The organism is Candidatus Sororendozoicomonas aggregata (assembly GCF_031528575.1).
Classification (GTDB): domain Bacteria; phylum Pseudomonadota; class Gammaproteobacteria; order Pseudomonadales; family Endozoicomonadaceae; genus Endonucleibacter; species Endonucleibacter aggregata.
The window spans coordinates 1-23,928 of the sequence record NZ_JAVLSP010000061.1; the positions used below are offsets into that span (position 1 = coordinate 1).

At 46.4% G+C, this 23,928-nt stretch carries 25 protein-coding genes and 1 tRNA gene; 14 read left to right on the forward strand and 12 right to left on the reverse strand.

What is annotated here, in order from left to right; all coding sequences use genetic code 11:
* The first annotated feature begins 202 nt into the window (after nt 1–202).
* Nucleotides 203–586 carry a LysE family translocator gene (locus V4C51_RS11895; protein WP_330926411.1) on the forward strand — a complete coding sequence of 128 codons (384 nt, stop codon included), beginning with the start codon at nt 203–205 and terminating at the stop codon, nt 584–586.
* A 108-nt stretch (nt 587–694) separates the two neighbouring features.
* Here the strand turns inward: V4C51_RS11895 and V4C51_RS11900 are convergent, their stop codons facing one another.
* Both V4C51_RS11900 and V4C51_RS11905 read right to left on the reverse strand, forming a co-directional pair.
* Entirely contained in the window at nt 695–1,045 is a 351-nt protein-coding gene (locus V4C51_RS11900; RefSeq protein WP_330926388.1) for a hypothetical protein, read from the reverse strand.
* A 575-nt stretch (nt 1,046–1,620) separates the two neighbouring features.
* A complete protein-coding gene (locus V4C51_RS11905) occupies nt 1,621–3,207 on the reverse strand; it encodes a peptide MFS transporter (protein WP_330926389.1) in 1,587 nt (528 codons plus the stop codon).
* 674 nt (nt 3,208–3,881) lie between these two features.
* Here V4C51_RS11905 and V4C51_RS11910 point away from each other — a divergent pair.
* Both V4C51_RS11910 and V4C51_RS11915 read left to right on the forward strand, forming a co-directional pair.
* Nucleotides 3,882–5,423 (forward strand): ArnT family glycosyltransferase, encoded by a 1,542-nt coding sequence (locus tag V4C51_RS11910; protein WP_330926390.1) that lies wholly within the window; start codon nt 3,882–3,884, stop codon nt 5,421–5,423.
* A gap of 195 nt (nt 5,424–5,618) precedes the next feature.
* On the forward strand, nt 5,619–6,593 hold the full coding sequence (locus V4C51_RS11915) for a lecithin retinol acyltransferase family protein (RefSeq protein WP_330926391.1): 975 nt from the start codon (nt 5,619–5,621) through the stop codon (nt 6,591–6,593).
* A 95-nt stretch (nt 6,594–6,688) separates the two neighbouring features.
* On the opposite strand, the gene V4C51_RS11920 is transcribed toward V4C51_RS11915, so the two are convergent.
* The 3 genes from V4C51_RS11920 to V4C51_RS11930 all read right to left on the reverse strand — a co-directional run bounded on the left by V4C51_RS11920 (nt 6,689) and on the right by V4C51_RS11930 (nt 9,880).
* On the reverse strand, nt 6,689–7,465 hold the full coding sequence (locus V4C51_RS11920) for an enoyl-CoA hydratase (protein WP_330926392.1): 777 nt from the start codon (nt 7,463–7,465) through the stop codon (nt 6,689–6,691).
* Nucleotides 7,465–8,622, reverse strand: a complete 1,158-nt coding sequence (locus V4C51_RS11925; RefSeq protein ID WP_330926393.1) for an acyl-CoA dehydrogenase family protein — start codon at nt 8,620–8,622, stop codon at nt 7,465–7,467. The genes V4C51_RS11920 and V4C51_RS11925 overlap by 1 nt, the downstream gene beginning before the upstream one ends.
* A gap of 82 nt (nt 8,623–8,704) precedes the next feature.
* Nucleotides 8,705–9,880: a thiolase family protein gene (locus V4C51_RS11930; RefSeq protein WP_330926394.1), complete on the reverse strand. Its 1,176-nt coding sequence runs from the start codon at nt 9,878–9,880 to the stop codon at nt 8,705–8,707.
* A gap of 535 nt (nt 9,881–10,415) precedes the next feature.
* Here V4C51_RS11930 and V4C51_RS11935 point away from each other — a divergent pair.
* The 4 genes from V4C51_RS11935 to V4C51_RS11950 all read left to right on the forward strand — a co-directional run bounded on the left by V4C51_RS11935 (nt 10,416) and on the right by V4C51_RS11950 (nt 13,773).
* On the forward strand, nt 10,416–11,087 hold the full coding sequence (locus V4C51_RS11935) for a hypothetical protein (protein ID WP_330926395.1): 672 nt from the start codon (nt 10,416–10,418) through the stop codon (nt 11,085–11,087).
* Nucleotides 11,088–11,365: 278 nt separating this feature from the next.
* Nucleotides 11,366–12,004, forward strand: coding sequence for a hypothetical protein (locus tag V4C51_RS11940; RefSeq protein ID WP_330926396.1), 639 nt, complete (start codon nt 11,366–11,368; stop codon nt 12,002–12,004).
* A gap of 307 nt (nt 12,005–12,311) precedes the next feature.
* Nucleotides 12,312–12,992 (forward strand): hypothetical protein, encoded by a 681-nt coding sequence (locus V4C51_RS11945; protein WP_330926397.1) that lies wholly within the window; start codon nt 12,312–12,314, stop codon nt 12,990–12,992.
* Between the two features lie 130 nt (nt 12,993–13,122).
* Complete coding sequence (locus V4C51_RS11950) at nt 13,123–13,773, forward strand: hypothetical protein (protein WP_330926398.1); 651 nt, start codon at nt 13,123–13,125, stop codon at nt 13,771–13,773.
* Between the two features lie 164 nt (nt 13,774–13,937).
* Here V4C51_RS11950 and V4C51_RS11955 read toward each other — a convergent pair whose 3' ends face one another.
* The gene (locus tag V4C51_RS11955; RefSeq protein ID WP_330926399.1) at nt 13,938–14,747 is read right to left on the reverse strand and encodes a hypothetical protein; all 810 of its coding nucleotides are present in this window, start codon (nt 14,745–14,747) and stop codon (nt 13,938–13,940) included.
* A 309-nt stretch (nt 14,748–15,056) separates the two neighbouring features.
* Between V4C51_RS11955 and V4C51_RS11960 the strand changes: the two genes are divergently transcribed.
* Nucleotides 15,057–16,160: an enoyl-CoA hydratase/isomerase family protein gene (locus V4C51_RS11960; protein ID WP_330926400.1), complete on the forward strand. Its 1,104-nt coding sequence runs from the start codon at nt 15,057–15,059 to the stop codon at nt 16,158–16,160.
* Nucleotides 16,161–16,196: 36 nt separating this feature from the next.
* On the opposite strand, the gene V4C51_RS11965 is transcribed toward V4C51_RS11960, so the two are convergent.
* Genes V4C51_RS11965 through V4C51_RS11985 form a run of 5 tightly spaced genes read right to left on the reverse strand, consistent with a single transcriptional unit; the run spans nt 16,197 to nt 18,290 of the window.
* On the reverse strand, nt 16,197–16,505 hold the full coding sequence (locus tag V4C51_RS11965; protein ID WP_330926401.1) for a TusE/DsrC/DsvC family sulfur relay protein: 309 nt from the start codon (nt 16,503–16,505) through the stop codon (nt 16,197–16,199).
* Nucleotides 16,506–16,526: 21 nt separating this feature from the next.
* Nucleotides 16,527–16,805 carry a sulfurtransferase complex subunit TusB gene (gene tusB / locus V4C51_RS11970; protein WP_330926402.1) on the reverse strand — a complete coding sequence of 93 codons (279 nt, stop codon included), beginning with the start codon at nt 16,803–16,805 and terminating at the stop codon, nt 16,527–16,529.
* Nucleotides 16,805–17,164: a sulfurtransferase complex subunit TusC gene (gene tusC / locus V4C51_RS11975; protein WP_330926403.1), complete on the reverse strand. Its 360-nt coding sequence runs from the start codon at nt 17,162–17,164 to the stop codon at nt 16,805–16,807. The genes tusB and tusC overlap by 1 nt, the downstream gene beginning before the upstream one ends.
* 1 nt (nt 17,165) lies before the next feature.
* Nucleotides 17,166–17,558, reverse strand: a complete 393-nt coding sequence (gene tusD / locus V4C51_RS11980; RefSeq protein WP_330926404.1) for a sulfurtransferase complex subunit TusD — start codon at nt 17,556–17,558, stop codon at nt 17,166–17,168.
* 60 nt (nt 17,559–17,618) lie between these two features.
* Complete coding sequence (locus V4C51_RS11985) at nt 17,619–18,290, reverse strand: Bax inhibitor-1/YccA family protein (protein ID WP_330926405.1); 672 nt, start codon at nt 18,288–18,290, stop codon at nt 17,619–17,621.
* Nucleotides 18,291–18,683: 393 nt separating this feature from the next.
* Here V4C51_RS11985 and V4C51_RS11990 point away from each other — a divergent pair.
* The 4 genes from V4C51_RS11990 to V4C51_RS12005 all read left to right on the forward strand — a co-directional run bounded on the left by V4C51_RS11990 (nt 18,684) and on the right by V4C51_RS12005 (nt 21,646).
* Nucleotides 18,684–18,774, forward strand: a tRNA-Ser gene (locus V4C51_RS11990).
* A 263-nt stretch (nt 18,775–19,037) separates the two neighbouring features.
* Complete coding sequence (locus V4C51_RS11995; protein ID WP_330926406.1) at nt 19,038–20,123, forward strand: type I restriction endonuclease; 1,086 nt, start codon at nt 19,038–19,040, stop codon at nt 20,121–20,123.
* 212 nt (nt 20,124–20,335) lie between these two features.
* A complete protein-coding gene (locus tag V4C51_RS12000; protein WP_330926407.1) occupies nt 20,336–20,530 on the forward strand; it encodes a type I restriction-modification system subunit M N-terminal domain-containing protein in 195 nt (64 codons plus the stop codon).
* A 489-nt stretch (nt 20,531–21,019) separates the two neighbouring features.
* Nucleotides 21,020–21,646: a hypothetical protein gene (locus V4C51_RS12005; RefSeq protein ID WP_330926408.1), complete on the forward strand. Its 627-nt coding sequence runs from the start codon at nt 21,020–21,022 to the stop codon at nt 21,644–21,646.
* 325 nt (nt 21,647–21,971) lie between these two features.
* Here the strand turns inward: V4C51_RS12005 and V4C51_RS12010 are convergent, their stop codons facing one another.
* Nucleotides 21,972–22,196 (reverse strand): hypothetical protein, encoded by a 225-nt coding sequence (locus tag V4C51_RS12010; RefSeq protein ID WP_330926409.1) that lies wholly within the window; start codon nt 22,194–22,196, stop codon nt 21,972–21,974.
* Between the two features lie 340 nt (nt 22,197–22,536).
* Between V4C51_RS12010 and V4C51_RS12015 the strand changes: the two genes are divergently transcribed.
* Nucleotides 22,537–23,265 carry a C2H2-type zinc finger protein gene (locus V4C51_RS12015; protein WP_330926410.1) on the forward strand — a complete coding sequence of 243 codons (729 nt, stop codon included), beginning with the start codon at nt 22,537–22,539 and terminating at the stop codon, nt 23,263–23,265.
* A 27-nt stretch (nt 23,266–23,292) separates the two neighbouring features.
* Nucleotides 23,293–23,928: C2H2-type zinc finger protein (locus tag V4C51_RS12020; RefSeq protein ID WP_420797665.1), on the forward strand; the 636-nt coding region annotated here is incomplete at its 3' end.

Here is a 23,928-nt window from a genome sequence, read left to right on the forward strand (position 1 = left end):
CTGAGGATAATAGTGGGGCTATTTGACGAAGAAGCAGGAATTTTTAGACCAATTTATCGCAACCGCAGTAGGGTAGTCTATTCTCGGACAGGCTCCCAGGAGTCTGTTGGGCTTAAGCTTTCGAGCATAAGTCCGACAGGCTCCTGGAATTCCCTGAAGCATTTGTTGCCTTTAAAGTGTCAGGCGGCATTTACCTGGCGGCATTTACCTCGGGTACCTGGACATCGAGCTGGTGTTGTCAAGGGGGAAAATGGCAACTCCTTTGGCCGGAGCTGAACGTCAAGGGTCTGTTTCAAACAAAACACTGGTTCTTCAGGGTTTCGTTACCGCTATTACTAGTCCTAAGGGATGGACCTTTTTTATTGCCCTGTTACCGCCATTTATCAGCCCTGATTATGCGTTGCTTCCACAGCTATCTGTACTTATCACTGTCATCATGGTACTAGAGTTTATCTGCCTGACGCTTTACGCCAGTGGTGGACGGACATTAAGAAATATCCTGCGAAAAAGCGGTAATGTGAACGTCATGAACCGTATATCGGGGAGTATGATGATTGCTCTCGGTATGTGGCTGGCACTGGGGTAAATTGCTCTTATGTCAGACAGTAAGAACCCGTCAGGGCAGCGGGTTCCGACGTTAATCCAAACAAATCCGAACATAGGTATCCCTATTAACTGTGGGAGCAGTGAGTAACTAGCTCATTGCATCTTTATTGTTGTCCGAGAGTAAGTAGTGACGGCGCTTTTTGTAGGTTACTTTCGGGGCATGATGCCGATGTGGCCGGTCGTAAGCATCTTCCTGCCGGTTCATATTGGCCCGAAATAATGACTTGGGTGATGGTGTTACCTCAGGCTGACTGTTAGCGCTGTTTGTCTGTGGCTGCTCTGCCTGTAGTTCGGGCTGTTGCGCATCCTCCTGCATACTGAGGCGCATGCGGTAAGGGTGCCCGAACCCACGGCGACGTCGAGGTTTCGTGGTTTTAGGCTCTGGGGGTTTGAGACCTGTAAACTCTTCATAAACAGTAGTGTAGCTATACTTGCTCATTAATGCCTCCGGGCAAAATAAGTCCCAAGAAAAGTTTTGTTTATTTAATAGCAAAAATAGTAGACAAATGTCTTAAATTCCTGAATAGGTAACACTACCTAAACGGAGCATTATTACCATAAAAGCTGGGAAATAAAGCGCCAAGGTGGATCTTTCATCATTGGATACCTTGTTTAGTGATAAGAAAACATTTCTTTAATACTATTGCTGTGAGTCGTGCATCATTGTTGTGATAATTTGTGGTAATCTGTGAAAATATGAAATATTTGTCTTGTATATGGGTTTGCTGAGTCCCTTGAGCTACAGCCTGTCGTCTAGCATAGCACCTGTTATTTGGCTTTATTCGTTATTCTTCATACTGTTTTTGAATGTTAATAATGTATTAATAACAATTTATTTGAATAATCTGTCATATAAAAACATGCCAGTCATCATTTTTGAAGTATGTCTACACCCCCGGTTTAACTTGGTTTTTTTAAGAAAAAAATTAACAAAATAGTTGGTTGAAATACAAAAAAGCCAGTCAATAACTGGCTTTTTTGTCAGATGTCGCGCTATTTTTCTGGATGTGTTGATCAATTAGCAGTAACGGCAGGTTCCTGATGCTGTTCTGTTGCCATGGGTTTATTGTTATGCATCAGCTTTTTCACGAAAGGCACAATGAACAATAAAAACATACCAATGCCCACGGCTATCCAACCCATTTTACTGTATACCGGAATATAAGCGGCTTTGGTTTTTGCCAGTGTGGTTAATGTCCCCACTGAGTTTTCTTTATCACCCGTTAAGGCCGAGAGTAAACCTGCGATGTACTGTGCGGCAGCGGCTGCCAGGAACCATACCCCCATCATCATGCTGGCAATGCGTGCCACAGAAAGTTTAGTCATCATGGATAGCCCGACGGGACTTAAACACAGCTCACCTGTCGTATGAACAAAATACAGAAGCACTATCCAGATCATAGCGACGGGTTCATTACCCTGGGCATTATGCATACCCCATACCAGTACCAGAAAGCCTAAGCCCACCTGGAGTATACCCAGCGCGAATTTGGTCGGCGTACTGGGTTCCCAGCCACGTCTGCTTAACTTTACCCAAAGGATAGAAAACAGCGGTGCGAGGAAAATAATAAATGCCGGGTTTAAGGCCTGGAACTGACTGGCCTTTATTTCAATGCCCCATAAATTACGGTCAATGACTCTGTCTGTTAACAAACTAAGGGATGAGCCAGCCTGTTCAAACAATGCCCAGAACACTACAGAGAAAAAGATCAAAATGCTGATAGCAAATAAACGATCACGTTCCACCTTATTGCACTTACGCAGTGCGAAGTAAATGATGATGACTGACATGATGCCAATGGATGCGCTTAACAAGCTGCCGACAATCTCATTGTTTTGAACGAGCTTCCAGCTAACAGCCACCATCAGCAAGCCGCCAAGATAAATCCAATACTCTGTTGAAATACCGGCTGTCTTCTTTTTCAGCAATTTTGGTTGAGTGGGTTCAGCGATTCCTTTGAGGTGTTTTTGTCCAGCCAGGAAGGTCACTAAGCCAATAAGCATGCCAATACCCGCAGCACCAAATCCATAGTGCCATCCAAAGGTTTCACCCAGATAGCCACAGACAATAGTAGCAATCACGGACCCCAGATTAATGCCCATATAGAAAATGGTAAAGCCTCCATCACGACGGCTGTCATCAGGCGCATACAGATTACCCACTATGGTTGAAATATTGGCTTTTAAAAAACCGGTGCCCGCTGAAATTAACGCCAGAGCCAGAAAGAAAAGCTGAAGGGTAGGATCGTTCTGGGATACCGTTTGCTCGTATTGATGATGTGAAGGGGAGAAATCAATGGCCAGTGTAAGATGCCCCAGCGCAATCAAAATAGCACCAAATGTGACGGCCTTTTTTGAACCTAAATAGCGGTCAGCCAGAATACCACCAATAATTGGCAGCACATAGACGAGGGCGGTATAGGAACCATAAATCTCGCTAGCCTGCGCGTCACTGAATAAAAAGTATTTTGTTAAGTAAAAAATTAATAACGCGCGCATACCGTAGTAGGAAAAGCGCTCCCACATTTCGGTAGCAAATAATACAAAGAGCCCTTTAGGATGCCCTAACCAATCGCCCGTCTGGTTGGTTGCTGTTGTCACAGTATCGCCCTACCTGGTTACTTATTCTTTATCAATGCCATCCAAACAGACAAGTTTGTCTCAAGGAAAGCTATTCATAAGAAGCTTTATGATGGAGTCATCATAACCGTAGCAAAGAAGGGTAATTGTCACAGTATTGTCATTTTTGATAGTGGAGACAATGGAAATCAATAAAATATGCTGATTTTATTAGATAGACAGAATTTTAACCTGAATTTATTGCGTTAAGTAACGCATTCAAAGCACGGGACAAAGCCTCAACAGGTCAGAATTTACCCGGTTTTCAGGTAGGAACGGATGCCCATAACAAGGTATTCCACTGAGTCTCTTAACACGGATAGGTGACGGCTCTCCTACCTGAACACTTCTCAGGCAGCAACTAGTACATCAATTCAATGAGATTGACGTGTACCATCTCCGTTCATCCTGAGCGGGGTCGAAGGGTGCTTGGCACGATCTATCGCCGGAGTTTACGCCCTTCGACAGGCTCAGGGCGAACGGTGCGCGGAGACTTATGATAAAGACAACCCGTCAAACTCATTGAAACCATGTACTAGCAATGTGCCAGATTTGCCCTTGCCTTCATCAGCAGAGATGGAAAAAGCAAAGGGAATGCCTTGAGTCCCTTTGCACAAAAGCAACTACACTAAAGGGCCTACCAATCTCGTTTATCCATGCCAATGAAAACCAACTCAACTGCAGCCATCGTCAAAAAAAAAGGGAACAAAACCACTGACAGCAAAGGCCGGACTGATAACCATTGGTTAACTCAACCAGCGCTTCCTGCCTGGTCATCCTGGCGTGTTGCCATTGCCATTTGTTCAGCCGCATTTTTGATTCGCCTGTTATCTTTGGGTTTGTACCCTCTGCAAGACACTTCCGAAGCACGCTATGCTGAAATGGCGCGCCTGATGGTAGCAACCAATGACTGGATTACACCCTGGTTCAAGGTGGGAGTCCCCTTTTGGGGGAAACCTCCCCTGTTTATCTGGCTATCAGCCCTCTCCTTCAAGCTCTTTGGTCTGAATGAATTTGCCGCTCGCCTGCCTATCCTGCTGGTCAGCCTGGGGGTTGTTGGATTCAGTGTTCGGTTAGCCCTGTTTCAAATGGAACGCCATGCTGCCGCGCTGGTACTGATCATATTACCTACCACGCTGACATTTCTGGTGCTTTCGGGTACGGTGATGCCAGATCCTGTCATGCTTTTTTCCATCACCATGATCCTTTGTGGTTTCTGGATAGGCTGGCATTCACAAGATGCCCGACAAGCCAGACGCTGGCAGTTTCTGTTTTTTATTGGTTGCGCTCTCGCCTTGCTGGCTAAAGGACTAGCGCCACTGGTGTTGGCAGGGTTACCCATTTTTATCTGGTGCCTGAAAGCTCGTCGACTCATCACCTTGTGGCAACGATTTCCCTGGATAAAAGGATTGCTGCTGACATTGCTGATAGCGGCGCCCTGGTATATTGCCGCTGAACTGAAAACGCCGGGCTTTTTACGCTACTTTATTATTGGCGAGCATTTTGACCGTTATCTGGAGAGCAGCTGGCATGGGGACAAGTACGGTTTCGCCCATAATGAGCCGATAGGGACGATTTGGGTGTACTGGCTTTTGGGGGCATTACCCTGGTCATGCGTGCTTGTGAATCAGGGCATCTTATGGGTAAAAACCTGTTGGCGAAACAAGCGTATTACTTTGAGTGATTGGCAGCACTTTTTACTATTATGGTTTCTGTGTCCCCTGTTTTTCTTTAGTTTTGCCCGTAATATCATTTGGACCTATACTCTCCCTACGGTGCCCGCTATGGCTTTTGCTCTGGCAGAGCGAGGACAGCATCGCTGGCACCATTTGCCGAGATGGCTCACGGCCTGTAGCGCCCTTATCCCTTTGCTGGTAATAGGGGTAATGCCCTATCTAATGACCAGCGATCAGATCAAATCTCAGAAAATACTGCTTAATTACGTGCACCAACAATCTGTCTCCTACAGCGGTATTCTCTATTTACACGGCACCCCCTTTTCCGGGCATTTCTATTCGAGGGGTAGCGCAAAAGACCTTTCGGGTTCTGAGGAGTTAACCCGGCTAATCAATGCGCCAAATGCCCGCTACTACCTCGCGACAGAAAATGATGACTTTGACCATTTACCTGACGCCCTCCGTCAGCGGTTTACCCGGGTGGCTCATCATCGTGACTGGACGCTGTATCTTCAGAAGTGACTGTACCTGTCAGAAACCTGAAGCGGTATTTACCGGCTGAATGGACGACATTGACGAAAATAGCGCGCCGACAGCATTTCTGACCTATCGGTCAGTGAATATAACACTGACTGATACAACAACAGATAAAAATAACTGTCTACATAGATAGCGCGACAAAAAAGGCGATTATCAACATATCATGGAGGATATATTATGATAACAGCAGCCAACCGCACGCCAGCAACACCCGTCATCTCAACCAGCTATCACAATAACCAGAGTCAGGCACCAGTAAAAAGGCTGCCCCAGTCAGCCACTCGCGCCCCTCAACACACGAAAATTCAAGGCAAAAAATCACCCACCACGTCGTTAAAAAGGCGCAGGGTTTCCAACCGGTCACACGCAAAGACAACAGTGTGCCCATCTGATAACATAGCCGTTTATAAAAAGCTGGACAAAAAAACACGACAACAGTTAAAAACATTTGCCTTGAAACAAAAGGGCAAAACGTACAAAACAGACACCCAAGGCTATAAGCCTGGCGATTACATCAAATATCATGGCGCCTTTGGTGTCAAACAAGCGCGACACGCCGGGGTTTATCTGGGTCAATACTTTGGTGTCCCCATCATTGCCAACTTTAGTGGTGGCGCTAAACCCGGAAGCATCAGCGGCGTTGTTAAGCTCGACTTATTGACAAATTTCAAGGCAACAGCTGAAAAAAACAAAAGCCCTGTTATCATTGACACACTGAAAACCACCCGCCAACCCCATGAAATAGTGCAAGCTGCGGTTAGCGAACTTGGCAGGACTGACTACGACCCTGTCAATAACAATTGTCAACACTATGCCAGCAGGGCCATTACCGGTATATCACGCTCTGAACAGGTTGAACAAATCACGCGAATGGCTAAAAAAGCCATAGAAACACCCGTTCAAAAGACCGTTAAGAAACTGTTTGATAAACAAGTAACAACATTAACAACCACAGACAATTATTCAGGACAACTGACGGCATCAAGGTTGAAAGAGTCCCTGTCACAAACCCTGGCCAACCTCGCGGCAAGCCATATTAGTGATTATGCGGTAAAGGTCGTCAAATCAACCAGTGCCAAACTGAGCAAGGCGGTAGAAAAAGGCAGTCCACTCATCAATGGTTTATCAAGCGCAGTGAAGATTTTTGTATAAAAGGTCTTTGTATAAAGGTCACCTGTCGGGCTTTTACAACAATACCCGACAGTTTCCATCAATCGTTAAAAAACCATTGCCTGTCTTACCGGAGCTCAATCGTAGTCCCAAACCGGTTGACGCTTCTCAAGAAAAGCAGAGACACCCTCTTGCTGGTTGTTACCCTCGAACAGCTTCATAAACAATTCTCGCTCCATGGGCAATGCTGAACGAGGGGGCATTTCTCGTCCGAGTTGAATCAGCTGTTTACAGGCGCGAACAGCGTCGGGACTTTGCCTCAGGGCTTTCTTAGCGAAGGTTTTGGCGGTATTGACACTTTCCCCCTCTTCCACCAGGACATCCACCAACCCTATGGCATGGGCCTTGGCGCCATCAACCTTTTCACCACACAGAATCATCCGCTTTGCCCAACCCTCCCCCACACGCAGGGTTAAGTTCTGCGTGCCACCAGCACAAGGCAGCAACCCCACAGAAGCTTCTGGTAAGGCCATCACCGCCTGTTTTTCTGCCACCAGCAAATCGCAGGCCAGGGCAACTTCAAGGCCGCCGCCCATGGCATAACCATTGATAGCGGCAATGGATAAGCCAGAAAAGTCCGTTAATGCCTCAAAACCCTTACCAAAAGCGGCAGCCATGGCCTCCACTTCTTTTGGGGGTTGATGGTTGAATACGTTTAAATCAGCACCGGCACTGAAAAATTTTTCGCGAGCCGAGCGAATAATCAAGGTGGTCACCTCACGATTCCCATTGATCTCCCGAATCATTGATTCCAACCGCTGCAGACTCGCCAGCGTCCAGGTATTAGCCGGTGGGTTATCCAGGGTGATAAACGCGGTATGAGCTTCAACGGATAACTGCAAAACATCAACCATTAATCCAACTCCGTAAACTGTTCAGAAAGAAGCCGACGGGCAATAATCAGCCGCATGACTTCATTAGTACCTTCAAGTATCTGATGAACGCGGGTATCCCTGACATAACGCTCTAAAGGGTATTCCTTGATATACCCATAACCACCGTGGATTTGCAGGGCTTCGTTACACACCCTGAAGCCTACATCCGTCGCGAAGCGTTTCGCCATGGCACAAAATGTCGTGGCTTCCAGGTGCTTATCATCGAGCCTGGTGGCCGCCAGCCTGACCAGTTGACGGGCTGCCACAAGGTCGGTGTTCATATCCGCCAGTTTAAACTGTAACGCCTGAAAATCAGCCAGGGGCTTGCCAAACTGCTTTCTGTCTTTCATGTAATCACGGGCAGTATTCAACGCTTGTTGAGCGGTTCCCACCGAACAGCTGGCGATATTGATCCGCCCCCCATCGAGGCCTTTCATGGCGAGCTTGAAGCCTTCCCCTTCTTCGCCCAGACGGTTTTCCACAGGTACACGAACACTGTCGAATGATAGTAACCGGGTGGGCTGGCAGTTCCATCCCATTTTTTCTTCTTTACGACCAAAACTGATCCCCTCGGTATCCGCGGGTATAGCAATGGCAGAGATGCCCCGTGGCGTATTATCACCGGTGCGTGCCATAACAACCAATAAATCCGTACTGCCAGCACCGGAAATAAAAGCCTTGGTACCAGAGATAACATAGTCATTGCCGTCTCGAACAGCTTTGGTTTTCAACGACGATGCATCACTGCCAGAACCCGGCTCGGTCAGGCAATAAGAAGCCAGCTTGTTTCCCGTTGCCAGTGCTTCCCCCCAAGTAGCCAGCAGTGCCTCTTTACCAAACTCGCCCACCATCCAGGTGACCATATTGTGAATGGTCAAATACGCTGTGGTAGCGGTACACCCCATGGATAGCCGCTCAAAGACTAAACTGGCATCGAGCCGGCTGAGTCCGAGACCACCGATGGATTGAGCCGCGTAAAGGGAACAAAAGCCCAGTTGACCGGCGGATTTGATCGTCTCTACCGGAAAAACAGCGTCCTTGTCCCAATGGGCAGCATTTGGCCTGAGGTCATTGTCCGCAAATTGCCTGGCCAGATCACAAAACGCTTTTTGTTCATCAGATAAGGTGAAGTTCATGTGAGCCCCATGCAGCAGCGTTATGGTTTATTACCGCAAACAACGTTGACAAAATGCTGCCAGATTTTAATGTCGGCAACCCTCAATAACGTTCAATGGCTATCGCTGTTGCTTCACCACCACCAATACACAGTGAAGCAATGCCTTTTCTTCCCCCGGTCTGTTCGAGCGCATTAAGCAGTGTTACGACAATGCGTGCCCCGCTGGCACCGAGGGGATGTCCCAGGGCACAGGCGCCACCGTAAATATTGACCCGCCCGGAATCCAACTCAAGCATGCTGATTGCCGCCAGGGCAACCACGGCAAACGCTTCATTAATTTCATAGCAATCCACATCGCTACCGCTCCACCCCAGCGTTTGCTGTAATGCCTTGATGGCATCCACTGGCGCCAGGGTAAACTCCGCTGGTTCGCGGGCATGGGTATGATAACCTTTGATACGCGCCAATGGTGTCAACCCCTGTGCCAGGGCATCCTCCTCACGCATCATCACTAAAGCCGCGGCACCGTCAGAAATAGAACTGGCATTGGCAGCAGTGATCGTCCCGGTTTTACTGAAAGCGGGCTTAAGCTGGCGTATTTTTTCAGGCTTGGCACGCCCTGGCTGCTCATCGGTATCGACGGTACTCTCGCGGGTGACAACAGGGATAATTTCCGACACAAAGCGCCCTTCAGTAATGGCCTTGTTTGCCCGCTCCAACGATGTCAACGCATAACTGTCCATGGCTTCACGGCTGATATCAAAACGGTCTGCCGTCTCCTGGGCGAAGGCACCCATAAGCTGACCACTGTAGGCATCTTCAAGGCCATCGGTGAACATATGGTCTTTGACATCACCATGTCCGAGCCGGAACCCCTGGCGTGCCTTGCCCAGAAGATAAGGCGCATTGCTCATGCTTTCCATACCCCCGGCAACGATAACATTGGCTTCTTGTAGCTGTAACTGGGCACACCCGAGCATAATGGCCTTCATGCCCGAGCCACAAACCTTATTAACGGTAGTTGCCGGCACATGCTCAGGCACATCTCCCAGGATAGCCGCCTGGCGGGCTGGCGCCTGACCACAGCCTGCTGGCAACACATTACCCATGATGATTTCACAGACCCTGTCCGATGATAACCTGCTGCGCGCGATAGCCTCAGTGATCGCCCTGGCGCCGAGCTGCGGCGCTGATAAAGAAGAAAGAGATCCCTGAAACGCGCCCATGGGCGTGCGGGCGGCGGATACTATGACAATGTTAGTGCAATAAGATGACATCGCGAACTCTTGTTTTTAACAATGTTGTTAACAAATAGTACCTGCCCGCACGATAGCAAGCCTTTTCAAACGGCGCAATGTAAATCAATGCATGGCTTTATCTTCCCTTACTGTTTGCTTCTTACTGCCTGCTCCTGAAGATTGACAGCTTTTTTATGCGTACAGGGAGGGATGTTGATCAACAGGCAGCACGCAGCGGCAGGAAACGTTGACCGGTCTCATCAATGGAAGGGGTCAAGGGCGCTCTCAGTTCCCCTGAAGGCTTGCGGTCAATAGCTGGCCGGTGAGACAAACGCTATGACTAAGGGGCCTGTCGGACTTATGCTTTCGAGCATAAAATGCTGGCCGCGCTTTCTGGATTTCAGGCCGAAATTGTCTTAAGTCCGACAGGCTCCTAAGCCTAGGATATACTATTAACAGAGTCACGCCGCTGTCTTGTCGGGATGAATCATCCACCAATCGCCGCCCCCCGAACCGGCGGCCTGACTTGAGCATTTGGACACTTGAGATTGAGAGCTGCGATTGGAGTTTGATCATGCCTTACTGTTCTGGTTCTGGCAAAAAAAATAGGCCAATAGCGTTTAACACGCCTTCCGTTGATACAAAGATAGAGACAGTGAACGGCAATTTCAGTGTTCTCTATGCCTTTAATGATGTAGAAAATGCGTATTTTATCCTTACCCGGGTCATGCAATCACAGTTTTTTGTCATAACATGTTATTATTTTGAAAATGCTGTATCCTTCAGTAAGAAGCCTGAAGGTAGTACGGATCCGGTTTTTGATTGTCACCCCTGTTTCCTCGTTCAAAATTACGATACGTACCATTGTCTTGAGATGCATATTCGAGAAAAACCCACCAGCAAACATAATCATATAGGATTGCCGTTTAAGTTTTCATACCATTTAGAAGATATCGCTCCCTTGTTACACTATTACTTCTCCCCGCTAACTGATAACCCTCAAAAAAGTGCAGAAAACTTCATCAAGGCCATCCATTTTTTTCAGAACAACCCAATGATTCCGGGCATATTTTTTTCAGATAATGAATATGCCCAAATCAATGGCTATAACAAAAATGGACTTTACCCCCACGGTCCCTATGAGTTATGGAATGACAGTGTTCACCCCGGATTAAGCCATGTGCCAGGCCTCCCTTACCCTTGCGATATGTACGACTTGTACAGGCCTTATTGTAACATTTTATGAGTGCTTCAACGTCACAGCTCCCTTTCAGAAGCATTTGCCAGGTGTTGCCTCGACCACCCTCTCCTTTTGATAGTTAACTATTTTTATATGAACGTAGTTGTATAATACATGGGAGTGTCGGAATGGAGCTGTGTGGCTAAGCCTACAATTGACTGCTAGCCTGTACACGTTGAGCACGCTGATTTCTTGCCGGTGGATGATCCTGGCGATTCATCAACTGCCAAGCTGAGAGCCTGACTTGACTACTTAACATTGTGCGCTGTGATTGGAGTTCGACCATGCCATTCTCCACGGGCAGTCAGAAAGGTTCCCGAATAAATTTTAAAACCCCTTTAGTCAATACCAGGCTAGAGACGCAAAACGGCAATTACAGTGTTCTCTACGCATTTAGTCATATACAGAGCGCGTACTTCATCATCACCCGAGTGGTAGAATCAGAGTTTTTTGTCATAACATATTATGCTTTTGAAGGCAGTAATTTTATCAATCAGAATTTTAATCATTATGAATTTTTCTGGATAACAGAAAGCGAGCCTAATCACTGTCTTGAAATGCATATTCGGGAAAAACCCTTTAGTCCACATTTCCACAGGGGGTTGCCTTTTGAGTTTTCATACCACTTGGAAGATATCGCTCCTTTGCTAAACTATTACTTCTCCCCGCTGACTGATGATCCTCAAAAAAGTACGGAAAACTTCATCAAGGCCATCCATTTTTTTCAGAACAACCCAATGATTCCCGGCATATTTTTTTCGGATAATGAGTACGCCCAAACCAATGGCTATAACAAAAATGGACTTTACCCCCATGGTCCCTATGAGTTATGGAATGACAGCGTTCACCCCGGATTAAACCATTTGCCAGACCCCCTTTACGATCTGTACGACGTGTACGAGCCCCATTGTCGCATTTCATGAGTATTTCAACGTCACAGCTCCCTTTCAGAAGCATTTGCCAGGTGTTGCCTCGACTGAATGGCATTCACTCGCCGCATGAAACATAGGGAGTAAAGCGACACCTTTATTGACCTTCCTTTACCCTCTCCTTTTTAGTTAAACATTTTTATATGAACGCAGTTGTATAATACATGGGAGGGAGTACTATGAGATCCTGCCCCATCTCGCACAAATTGATCGAAAATTCTGACTCGCCCTACTGAATTTTATGCTCGAAAGCATAAGTCCGACAGGCTCTAAGAATATAACCGGTGATTGGAGTTGAATCATGCCATACTTTCTCGATTCTGGCATACTTGAAGATATGCCCCTGAATTTTAAAACCCCTTCAGTTAATACAAAGATAAAGACCAAGAACGGCAATTACAGTGTTCTCTATGCGTTTAATCATGTAGAGAATGCCCGCTTTATCATCACCCGAATAATGAAATCAAAGTTTTTTGTCATAACCTGCTATGCTTTTCAAGGCGCTGTAAGCTATACCAGGAAACCTGCTGATAGTAAGGATCCGGTTTTTATTTGTCATCCCTATTTCATCATCCAACTTTACGAAACTTGTCATTGTCTTGAGATGCATATTCGGGAAAAACCCTCTGATGCACATATCCATATAGGTTTGCCTTTTATTTTTTCATACCATTTAGAATACATTGCGCCTTTGCTAAACTATTACTTCTCCCCGCTGACCAATGATCCTCAAAAAAGCACGGAAAACTTCATCAAAGCAATCCATTTTTTTCAGAGAAACCCAATGATTCCCGGCATATTTTTTTCGGATAATGAGTATGCCCAGACCAATGGCTATAACGAAAATGGAATTTACCCCCATGGTCCCTATGAGTTATGGAATCACTGTCGTCATGCTGGATCAAACCATTCACCACCCCCTACTACTTACGACCAGTCCGAAGAGCTTGAAGCGCCTGACCGTTGTTGTCGCATCTTATGAGTATCTCAACGCAGACGACAACTAATGAGTACAATCATCTCGGGTGAATGATCCCCTGAATTCACCGGTCCGGAAGGGTGAAAGCCCAACTAAAGAACGCAAGAATATAACCTGTGATTGGAGTTGAATCATGCCATACTTTTCCGACCTTCACTCGCTTGTAGGTGTACCCCTGGATTTTAAAACCCCTTTAGCTGATACAAGGATAAAGACAGAGATAGGCAATTACAGTGTTCTCTATGCGTTTAATCATGTAGATAATGCCCGCTTTATCATCACCCGGATAATGAAATCAAAGTTTTTTGTCATAACATGTTATCGTTTTAAAGGCTGTGTAGACTATATTGACCCCCCTGCCAGTGGTGATCCTGTGTTTAACTGTATACCCTATTTTTTCATTTACAGCAATGAAGCCAATCACTGTATTGAAATGCATATGCGGGAAAGACCCTTTAGTCATCATGCCCACATAGGGTTGCCTTTTAGGTTTTCTTACCGTTTAAAAGATATCGCCCCTTTACTAAACTATTACTTCTCTCCGCTGACCAATGATCCTCAAAAAAGCACGAAAAATTTCATCAAGGCGATCCATTTTTTTCAGAGAAACCCAATGATTCCTGGCATATTTTTTTCGGATAATGAGTATGCCCAGACCAATGGCTATAACGAAAATGGAATTTACCCCCATGGTCCCTATGAGTTATGGGATAATAGTGTTCATGCCGGATTAAACCATTCATTACTATCCCCCAATCACTCTCACTGTTGTCACCTTTTGTGAATGTTACAACTTAATAGGGTGGCGGTCAGTGAGTACCATCATCGGCGCGCTTTTCAGAAGCATTTGCCAGGTGTTGCCTCGACAGTTATTTTGCCTGGATGGCATTCACTCGCCGCATAAGGCATAGGGAGTAAAGCGACACCTTTAGCGCCGCAGTCAAACCGTCAGTCCTTGCCCTTGTCCTTGTCAATGGGGGACACTATGGGGGGCAGTGTAGAATTTAATAACAGCCGGTGTAGAAAGTCGTCTACTTGTTGATGAATATGTTTAATCTCCTGGATAATCTCTTCAGACGATGGCACCTCATGCTCGGGAACCAGTAGTCTGAGCCGTCGATCAAACAAGTCCAGATCATCCACCAGCTGGTGCAGTTTTTTGACCCTTTTCAGGAGCTTTGCAGAGCTCTGCCCCTCTGCTGCCGTTAGATTACTGCGCTCAATCAATGGCGGAAGGGCCTCAGAGGAAGACGTGTTTTTGTTGTTTTTAGACGCTGACAGATTGTTGTTTTCAGACCCAACCGCCTGGCTTTGGGGTTTTGTCACAGTCTCTGTGGCGGGCTGATTCTCTGGCAACTGTTCAACATCATACAGCGTGTCTGTGGACAGGCTTCTGCTTAAACGGCTTCTTTCTGACGTCCCCATGCCACTGTCCAGGCTTTCTTCCTGCGCGTCGGGCGCTTTGTTATCTTCGAGTCCGCTCAGATCCAGGGGGATAACCTTTTTAGTGGCACCAGGAGCCGTCGGTAAGAAATTTGCTTTCGGTGGCAGCACCTCAGTCTTTCTTGAGGCAAGGGGCTTATCATTTGCTGTGTTATGGGAACGAACCATTCTTTTTCTGACATCCTTCCTTGTCAGGGAAGTAAGCGAACTCCCTTTCATGGAGATGGAGGCTTTTGGGTTGTCCTCTGTAGAACTGGAAGAATAATCCCCTTGTGATTGTGGGGGCTTTGGAGGTATACGGTTGTCACCAGACATAGCAAGCATTCCTTTTATCACATTTCCCTGAACATTGACGCTTTCCCTTCAGCCATAACTTTGCGGGTCAGGTTTTGCCTGCCCCTTCAGATAGAGGAAAACCTTATTTTAAGTATCAATGGCGAATTTTTGTATCACTGTCTACTTATTAGGACGGTGTGTTCGCCTATTGTCAAAAGGTTTGTAATCTGAGTCTATGTCTCATAAGCTGTTGCCAACAACAATCGGGACTGTGTTCCCTGAGCTGTGAAAACAGCTCATCAGACTCTATTCGGCATTTTGCTGGTGTAGCTATGAAGGGGTATGTGTATGACTGAAGCGGTACTGTTTAATGAGCTGATCACAGAAAACAGCCAGAAAATCGGTGTGGTCACACTGAATGCGGAAAAATCGCTCAATGCGCTGAATCAGGCAATGGTGGATGCCATTTATGCCCGCTTGACCCAATGGAAAACCGATGACAGTGTTGTTTGTGTGTTTATGGATGGCCAGGGAGAAAAGGCCTTTTGTGCCGGTGGCGATATCCGAACTCTGCGCCAGTCAGTCATTGATGGGGATACTGGTGCCCCGCTTCGTTTTTTCGCGAAAGAATACCGCCTGGATTATTTAATCCATACGTTTAACAAGCCTGTGATTTGTTGGGGTAATGGCTTTGTCATGGGCGGTGGAATCGGCTTAATGTCAGGTGCTACTTATCGGGTGGTGACCGATACCTCTTTGTTAGCTATGCCGGAAATCAATATTGGTCTCTACCCGGATGTGGGTGGGAGCTGGGTTTTGGGTCACATGCCTGTCCGTATTGGACTGTTTATGGCATTAACAGGTTGTCACCTCAATGCCGGCGATGCCATGTATCTCGGTCTGGCCAACCGATTTATCGACCATGCTTTCCGACCTAATGTGCTTGAAGCGCTGCAAAAAGCCGACTGGCAGACGCTCGACGCCCATGAAGCTGTTTATAATATTATGCATCGCTTCGATCACGAAAGTGCTGGCTGGCTGCCATACTCTAAAATCCGTGAATACCGCGATGCCATTGCCCAATGGATGGACAAACCATCGCTGCCTGCCATCATGGAGCAACTGGAAAATCTGGAAAGCGACGATGAATGGTTAATCACTGCCCGTAAAAATGCGTTAACGGGTTCACCGCTCTCTGCCTTCATTGCCTACGAGCAATTAAAAAGAACACATCACCTGTCTCTACGACAGGCCTTTATGGGAGAGTTAGTCCTGTCTGTAAACTGCTCCCTGCGAGGGGATTTAAACGAAGGTGTGCGCGCGCTTCTGGTGGATAAGGATAAACAACCTAAGTGGCAGTTTGCTTCTGTAAAGGATGTGAATGCCGAAACCCTGGAACAGTTTTTCCAGCCACCCTGGGGCAATGCGGATCATCCATTATCAGATATGTAAATACCTCCATGGGTCTTCTGGGGCGACACTGTTACGCTAAAAGCAGTTGGTCGGTCGTGGTAGTCCGGCTATGCGTGCGGCTACCTTTGCAGGGCTTTCTGGAAAGAGTTGCATTAAGTACACACTGTTGCCTTTTTCTTTACCCAGTGTGTTGGCAATATATTTGACAAAAGGCCGCTGACTGGGGGCATGCTCAAATTGTTGATAGTAATCTCTCAATGCATTCAGCACTTCCCAGTGCGCCTCGGTAAGCGCTATGGTATCGGCTTTTGCCAGCTGCTCAGCAATCTCTCGTGTCCATTGGCTAAGTTGAACAAGGTAGCCCTCTTTATCCAGTTGCAGCATGTGTTGCTTCTCTGTATTTCATTAATGCCAGCTGATTGCCCGGTCGTACTCTGCGACCAGGGTAACAAACCGTGGGTAAGACGCCAGCTCAATACTATTCGTTGTCATTCCCCGAGCGTTAACGTCGGCTTCCAGAGCGTATATTGGGTGTTGCTGGCTCAATCGGGTGAGTGTGCCCGCGCATTCTGCCAGAAGGTAAACCCCGTCTTCAATCAGGAGAATGCCGTCTTTCTCTGTTAATACGCGCTGGCATAAAACCAGAGGGTTGCCTGTTTTGTTAATGATATGCAGTGTACGCATCAGAAACTCAGTATTTTTATCTGCTGGCTCAAAAAGTCTGTTAACGCCTTTTGTGTCAGTACCGTATGATCAGGCAGTAATTGCCCTGATGAAATATGACGTTCTTTGAGGGAGGCTTCATCCACGTAAATAGTATCAATGCCATACAATGGCAAAGCCTTTAATAAAGCACTGAGGTTCTTTCTGGGCAGCATCTGCGGGGACTGATTGGCCAGCAACTGATAAACGCCATCCCCCATCAGCAACAGCCGGGTAGGTACATCGAAAGATGAAGAAACCAGGGCTGTGTCCAGTGCTTCTCTGGCGCGCTGGCCATGGTAAGGCGCCTTGGTCGAGATTATACACAACGATTGACTCATACTAATCCCCAAAAGTAATGATGCGATCGGCAGTCACAGAAGCATCAATCAATTGACCAAGGCCGGATAATGTGAAGGTAGTGTCAAGGTTGTGTGCACTGAGTTCATAGCGTTTGGCTTCAGCTTGATCGACCACGCCACGGCGCATGGCTGCCGCAATACAGACGATGGCATCAAGTTGGCGCTCATGAATAAAAGCCCGCCACTGCTGAGTGAGGGGCTGCTCATCCTGAGGGGCCATGCAAAGGGTGGATGCCGTGTGCACACCATCTTGATAAAAAAACAGCTGAACAATCTCATGCCCTTCAGCCAATGTGGCTTTAGCAAAATGAAGGGCCGTTTGTGGTGCCTGACTGGTAGCAGGGGCGCCATAAATGGCAAGGGCGAACTTCACGGAAATGCTCCAGAATAAAAAAACCTCGCTCAGGGCGAGGCTTCGGCGCGCAGAGAAAGATTAGTCGTCGCTCATGCCGAGCAGGGCCAGCAGCGAAGTAAACAGATTGTAGATATCCAGGTACAATGACACTGTTGCACGAATATAGTTAGTCTCACCACCGTGGATGATACGGCTGGTATCATACAGGATAAACCCGGACATCAGTAAAACAATGCCACCAGACAGGGCCATTTGAGCGGCGGGGGCATGGAAGAACATCAGGGCAATGCTTGCCACTAACGCAACAATCAGACCAACAAAAAGAAACCCGCCCATAAATGAGAAATCTTTGCGGGTGGTAAGAACGTAGGCAGACAGGGCAAAGAAGACGATGGCTGTGCCACCGAGAGCCTGCATAATTAGCTGAGGTCCATCAGCCAAGCCAACATAGTGGTTAAGGATTGGGCCAAGGGCAGCGCCCATAACACCGGTAAAGGCAAAAACGGCAAGGATACCTTTCTCAGAGTCAGCCGTTCTATTGACCACAAACAGTAGCCCAAAGCCAACCAATGTCAGCACCAGACCTGTCATACGACCAATCCCCAGCGCCATAGCAACACCAGCGGTGGCGGCACTGAACAGCAGGGTCATGCCCAGCAGCATATAGGTGTTGCGAAGCACCTTATTTATTTCAATGCCACCTCTGCGAGATGCCGCGGTATGCGTGGCAATTACGGGTTTGCGTTCCATAGTCCTTTGTCCTCTTATATAAGTTGCTGATTTTTCAGTATACCAGAACCAGGAAATCGGGTTATACCTTTCAATTTTGCTGTTAACTTCCCCTTGGAGCCTGTCGGACTTACGCTTTCGAGCATGAAATTCTGGCCGCACTTTCTGGATTTTAGGCCGAAATTATCTTAAGTCCGACAGGCTCCTTGGCACCAGTATAGAATGGTTATGAGAGGCTGACCACTGTGATAAGAAAAGACCCCGGTGGTCACGTTTGGTTCTGACTTTCGCTTGTGAGGGCTTTTTGGATTTCAGGCCGAAATAGTCTTAAGTCCGACAGGCTCCCAGCATAACAGTTGACACAAAATCTGTTTCAGGTAGTATTCGTTTCGTTGCCGCATAAAGGGCAGCTCAGGAGGGATGGCAGAGCGGTTGAATGCACCGGTCTTGAAAACCGGCATAGGTTAGTAGCCTATCCAGGGTTCGAATCCCTGTCCCTCCGCCACATATAAAACCCCTTGTAAATCATGTAGTTGCAAGGGGATTTTTGGTTTTTGTGACACGGCCCCATCAACTGAAAAGCATTCAAACCATAGCCACACTTTAGGAGTGGGAGTGGCATCCACAATGGACACTCAGCCAGCTTCACCAGAGATCACGAATTTGCATAGCGCGTTCTGCAAAGTCACCTGAGGGACTTTCGCTGTTTAAACTCGTGCGTGTATCGAATATCATGGAAAAGCAAACAAATTATTTAAGGTGTCTTGAATGGGCTTCATCGAAAGGCTGCAAAGCTTATCTAAAAAAATTGATCAAATTGCCAGCAACCTCGCCACAGAAGAAGCAACAAAAACCGCATTGGTCATGCCATTCCTTCACTCAGTCCTCGGATATGATGTATTCGACCCTAGCGAGGTAATTCCTGAATTTACCGCCGACGCAGGCACAAAGAAGGGTGAAAAGGTTGACTATGCACTGATCAAAGATGATGAAGTACAAATCCTGATTGAATGCAAGAAGTTTGGCGAGAAGCTCACACCTAAACATGCCAGCCAGCTCTTCAGATATTTCTCTGTGACTAATGCACGTCTGGCGATCCTCACCAATGGCGCTGAATATGAGTTTTATACAGACCTTGACGCCCCAAACAAGATGGACGAAAAGCCCTTCCTGACTCTGGACTTAGCAGACATAGACGAGCATGTAGTACCAGAAGTCAAGAAGCTAACTAAATCCTCTTTTGATGTTGACTCCATTGTAAATGCTGCCGGTGAATTGAAGTACTTGAACCAGATAAAGAAGTTACTGGAGCAACAATTTGATGAGCCCGAAGAAGATTTTGTCAAGCTCTTTGCCTCCAGGGTATACGACGGTGTACTTACAGCAAAAGTTAAGGCTCAATTTTCGGAAATCACAGGTAAAGCCCTCAAGCAATTCCTGAATGACAGCATTAATGAACGTCTGAAATCAGCCATTGGCCCTGACGTCAGAACCCCAATGCCAGAAGCCGCCGAAACTATAGAGGCTCCAGCCCATGTAGAAAAACAGGAAGAGCGTGATTCTAAGATCGTCACCACTGAAGAGGAAATTGACGGCTTCAATATTATCAAAGCCATCGTCCGCCAGAAGGTTAGCGTTGACCGTATTGCTCCAAGGGATACACAGAGCTATTTCGGCGTTCTTCTTGACGATAACAATCGTAAACCCTTGTGCCGCCTGCACTTCAACGCAAAGCAGAAGTATATTGGTATCTTTGACGAGAATAAAAAGGAAACCCGTCACCCGATTGAATCAATAGACGACATTTTCAACTTTAGCGATCAAATTCTGAAAACAGTAGAATTCTATGAATAAAATCCTACTATAAACCAAGATCAGGATTTGTGACTAAGAGATAGCTCAAAAAAGAGAGGCGGGTGAAAGAAAGCACCATAAATAAAAATGCAAATTTGCATAGTTTTCTATCTACCTCCCACAAAATAGCGTTACACTGCTTCTCAGATGCAATGAACGCTACACAGTTAGTACCTTTCCCGCTTTCCTGTTAAGAAGTGACTCTTTCAGCTATGTCGAACACGCAAGCTTCTCATAACCTCGCGGCCTTTATCTGGTCTGTGGCTGATCTGCTGCGGGGGGATTTTAAACAGTCCCAGTACGGGAGCGTTATTCTGCCGTTTACCCTGTTGCGCCGCCTGGAGTGCGTGCTGGCACCCACCAAAGGTGCCGTGGCAAAACAGTTCGACAGCATGAAGAAAAAATAACAATACTGCGGACAATTTTTGATGCTTAAAGCCCATGGCTGCCAGAGGTTTGAAGGTGTATCGTTATTTTATGGCAACTCACGCCTACCGTTGAGTTACCATAAAATCGCCCCCTTGAGCTGTAGGCCTTGTAGCATCAGACATCAGACTGTCTAAAACTGTCCGCAGTATTGGAATAAAAGACTATTGGCATATACTGAAATACAGCTATTCAAAGGCTATTGCCCTGTCAGGAACAAATATCTGATTGCATTTGTCTAACTACTTACAATAAAACATGGAACAGAGCCTGAGAAACAGCAGACGACCGGGCTACTAAAAGTCTGTAGCAAGAATTACTGCTGTTATCGCTGTGAAAGAATAATAAACCATTGATTAAAGAGCATTTATCTCAACAATAAGCATAAACCCATAAACCCATAAACCCATAAACCATTGTTAAGACACGTTTTTGGTGCTGACTCAAGAAAAGAATAAGAGGATAGTGCAATGAATACTGATTTATCCGTTCCGTCAGAAAATACGTTAAATACTTCGATTAATCCCAATGAGGGTGAGAGTGACTCGAAAGGCAAGCTAAATAATTATGCTGTAACCAAAACTGATCCCGGCGACACGGCCAGCAAAAGCAAAGGATTAGCATTCGCCACTAACGGCTTTGGTAGGTCTCTGGAAACCAGAGAGGTATCCAGCGTGGCCAGTGCAGACGCAACAGAAGCAGCAACAGATAACGTGGTGTTTGAAATCAAAGAACATATGAAAGAACTGAAAGAAAAGCTGCTTGAGAATGATGAGTATTATAAACCTAAACAGCCCAGTCCCTATATTGATAGTTTCGAAAAAGCGATCAAACTCCTTGACAACCTTAAACCCGAAAGCCTTTCAAAAGGTAAAGTAATCACTGATGGGGGCTTTCCAGATGGAGCCTTGGATGGCTCTCGTGACAGTTATTATGAGGTTTATTACGAAAATAAGCTGTTATTTACGGTAATTGAAACGGAAGGTGAAGCTCGATTTGCAACAAGATTTTCACCCGGCGAGTCGGGAAAAATAGAAGATACCGAGTTACTTGATCAATTGTATTCTCTTTTTCTTAATAACCAGTTTGATCAATAACCTGTTCTGACGACGCTATTGCCCTGACAAACTGAAGCCAGCCTGCGTTGAAACGCACAGTTTGTCATACTCGATAGTCAGAAAAGGCCATGAGTATTAGCTATCAACCATCATGCTATACTGTCACGTTGAATGGATGTGCCATTTTAGACAGTTCTGGGCTAGGAGCCTGTCCGAGAATAGACTACCCTACTGCGGTCGCGATAAATTGGTCTAAAAATTCCTGCTTCTTCGTCAAATAGCCCCACTATTATCCTCAGAAGCAGAAATTTTTATCCTCAATGTCTCGTAATCCTCGCTACGGGCGCTATTCTCGGTCAGGCTCCTAGATGTCAGTGAAAACCGCTTCAGACTCTTCGTCATCATTTTCACTGTCTGCGCTATCTTGTGCCACTTGCAAGGCGCGATCGGTGACAACGGCCTCTGACACTGGCTTTTCTTCTTTATCTGATGACTCAACAACTTCAGCCGCATAGCTGGTCAGGCTGGCAACCATGAACGGCACCGTCAGTAACAGCCGGGCCAGCGTGCTTAAAAGTGATGTATTCATTATCGTATCCTCATTGTTATTTATTCAGGTGTTATTTCAGGTGTTATTTCAGGTGTTCTTATGGTTTTCTGGCTCATTTGACCCGCCAGCGGAGTATTTAGTTCCAAAAAGCGTAGCTGGTAACGAAAGGAATTCAAATAAGACATAACAGGGTTGAATAAATACAATGGGTTACAATCCGTCTAAACGTCTGCAAGTGTTCACTATCAAGGGGAAAGGGGGGTATAAAACGGATAAATAGCACTTTAGTTTTATTTAAGCTGAAGCGTACGCGTCACCACAATTGCCTGGAAAGGTGCCCATTTATCGTGCCTCAAATGAATCTGGACGGAGAATCCGCATGAATGAACATGAACTTACTTGCAACGTATGCCAAAAAACGTTCAAAAAACAGGAATATCTTACCAAACACATGAGAATACATACTGGTCTGAGACCCTATAAGTGCTCTCATTGTGATAAGTCTTTTACTGTTTCCGCAGCTCTTAGAAGACACGAAAGAATACACACCGGGGAGACACCGTATAAGTGCCCTCAATGTGATAGGGCTTTTACTCAATCTGGTGGCCTCCAAATCCACCTGAGAACACACACTGGAGAAAAACCTTATCCTTGCGATATCTGTGGAAAGGCTTTTGCCACTGCCAGCACGCGTAGATCACACTTAAAAGTCCACAAAGAAAGATCCAGCCCCTTCATTTGCAGCACTTGCAGTAGACAGTTTACTTATAAAAACAGTGCCTACAACCACTTAAAAAAACAACACAATGGCGCGGGTGAAGTCCTCACAGCCACATTTACCGAGAAATTAGACGATGGCACCACAGCTACCAGCACAACCCATATATTTAATAGCGATGAGCCTGCTGAAACAACGTCAGTATCTGAAGTAGTATCTGACCATGGCAGCGCGACTGTCGTCGTTCAAGAATCGGTTGATGCAGAGGTAACCACTGTTATCCAAAAGGGAAAAAAACCGGTTAGAGTCGTAGAACCTCCAGGGGGAGTACAACCAGAATCAGGGCTTGAACTTTTGGCTACTGTGGCAACAGCGATATCTCGTCCTTAAAACGCCAGAAATTGACGGTGAAATAGCATGAATGAACATGAGCTTACTTGCAACGTATGCCAAAAAACGTTCAAAAAACAGCAATATCTTACCAATCACATGAAAATACATACTGGTCTGAAACCCTATAAGTGTCCTCATTGTGATAAGTCTTTTACTCAGGCTGGAGATCGTACAAGACACGTAAGAACACACACCGGGGAGACACCGTATAAGTGTCCTCATTGTGATAAGTCTTTTGCTCAAACTAGTAGCCTCCAAGTCCACGTGAGAACGCACACGGGAGAAAAACCTTATGTTTGCGATCTCTGTGGAAAGGCTTTTACCACTGCCAGCAAGCGTAAAATACACTTAAAAGTCCACTCCGAAGAAAAATCCAACCCCTACATTTGCAGCACTTGTAATAAAAATTTTGCTTATAGAGGCAATGTCAGAAGACACATAAGAGCACAACACAATGGCGCGGGTGAAGTCCTCACAGCCACATTTACCGAAAAATTAGACGATGGCACCACAGCTACCAGCACAACCCATATATTTAATAGCGATGCGCCTGCTGAAACAACGTCAGTATCTGAAGTAGTATCTGACCATGGCAGCGCGACTGTCGTCGTTCAAGAATCGGTTGATGCAGAGGTAACCACTGTTATCCAAAAGGGAAAA

Excerpts from the sequence above, each read along its gene's own strand:
- V4C51_RS11900 (WP_330926388.1), bottom strand. The coding sequence starts at position 1,045 with ATGAGCAAGTATAGCTACACTACTGTTTATGAAGAGTTTACAGGTCTC.
- V4C51_RS11910 (WP_330926390.1), top strand. The coding sequence starts at position 3,882 with ATGCCAATGAAAACCAACTCAACTGCAGCCATCGTCAAAAAAAAAGGG.
- V4C51_RS11915 (WP_330926391.1), top strand. The coding sequence starts at position 5,619 with ATGATAACAGCAGCCAACCGCACGCCAGCAACACCCGTCATCTCAACC.
- V4C51_RS11920 (WP_330926392.1), bottom strand. The coding sequence starts at position 7,465 with ATGGTTGATGTTTTGCAGTTATCCGTTGAAGCTCATACCGCGTTTATC.
- V4C51_RS11925 (WP_330926393.1), bottom strand. The coding sequence starts at position 8,622 with ATGAACTTCACCTTATCTGATGAACAAAAAGCGTTTTGTGATCTGGCC.
- V4C51_RS11930 (WP_330926394.1), bottom strand. The coding sequence starts at position 9,880 with ATGTCATCTTATTGCACTAACATTGTCATAGTATCCGCCGCCCGCACG.
- V4C51_RS11935 (WP_330926395.1), top strand. The coding sequence starts at position 10,416 with ATGCCTTACTGTTCTGGTTCTGGCAAAAAAAATAGGCCAATAGCGTTT.
- V4C51_RS11940 (WP_330926396.1), top strand. The coding sequence starts at position 11,366 with ATGCCATTCTCCACGGGCAGTCAGAAAGGTTCCCGAATAAATTTTAAA.
- V4C51_RS11945 (WP_330926397.1), top strand. The coding sequence starts at position 12,312 with ATGCCATACTTTCTCGATTCTGGCATACTTGAAGATATGCCCCTGAAT.
- V4C51_RS11950 (WP_330926398.1), top strand. The coding sequence starts at position 13,123 with ATGCCATACTTTTCCGACCTTCACTCGCTTGTAGGTGTACCCCTGGAT.
- V4C51_RS11955 (WP_330926399.1), bottom strand. The coding sequence starts at position 14,747 with ATGTCTGGTGACAACCGTATACCTCCAAAGCCCCCACAATCACAAGGG.
- V4C51_RS11960 (WP_330926400.1), top strand. The coding sequence starts at position 15,057 with ATGACTGAAGCGGTACTGTTTAATGAGCTGATCACAGAAAACAGCCAG.
- V4C51_RS11965 (WP_330926401.1), bottom strand. The coding sequence starts at position 16,505 with ATGCTGCAACTGGATAAAGAGGGCTACCTTGTTCAACTTAGCCAATGG.
- tusB (WP_330926402.1), bottom strand. The coding sequence starts at position 16,805 with ATGCGTACACTGCATATCATTAACAAAACAGGCAACCCTCTGGTTTTA.
- tusC (WP_330926403.1), bottom strand. The coding sequence starts at position 17,164 with ATGAGTCAATCGTTGTGTATAATCTCGACCAAGGCGCCTTACCATGGC.
- V4C51_RS11985 (WP_330926405.1), bottom strand. The coding sequence starts at position 18,290 with ATGGAACGCAAACCCGTAATTGCCACGCATACCGCGGCATCTCGCAGA.
- V4C51_RS11995 (WP_330926406.1), top strand. The coding sequence starts at position 19,038 with ATGGGCTTCATCGAAAGGCTGCAAAGCTTATCTAAAAAAATTGATCAA.
- V4C51_RS12000 (WP_330926407.1), top strand. The coding sequence starts at position 20,336 with ATGTCGAACACGCAAGCTTCTCATAACCTCGCGGCCTTTATCTGGTCT.
- V4C51_RS12005 (WP_330926408.1), top strand. The coding sequence starts at position 21,020 with ATGAATACTGATTTATCCGTTCCGTCAGAAAATACGTTAAATACTTCG.
- V4C51_RS12010 (WP_330926409.1), bottom strand. The coding sequence starts at position 22,196 with ATGAATACATCACTTTTAAGCACGCTGGCCCGGCTGTTACTGACGGTG.
- V4C51_RS12015 (WP_330926410.1), top strand. The coding sequence starts at position 22,537 with ATGAATGAACATGAACTTACTTGCAACGTATGCCAAAAAACGTTCAAA.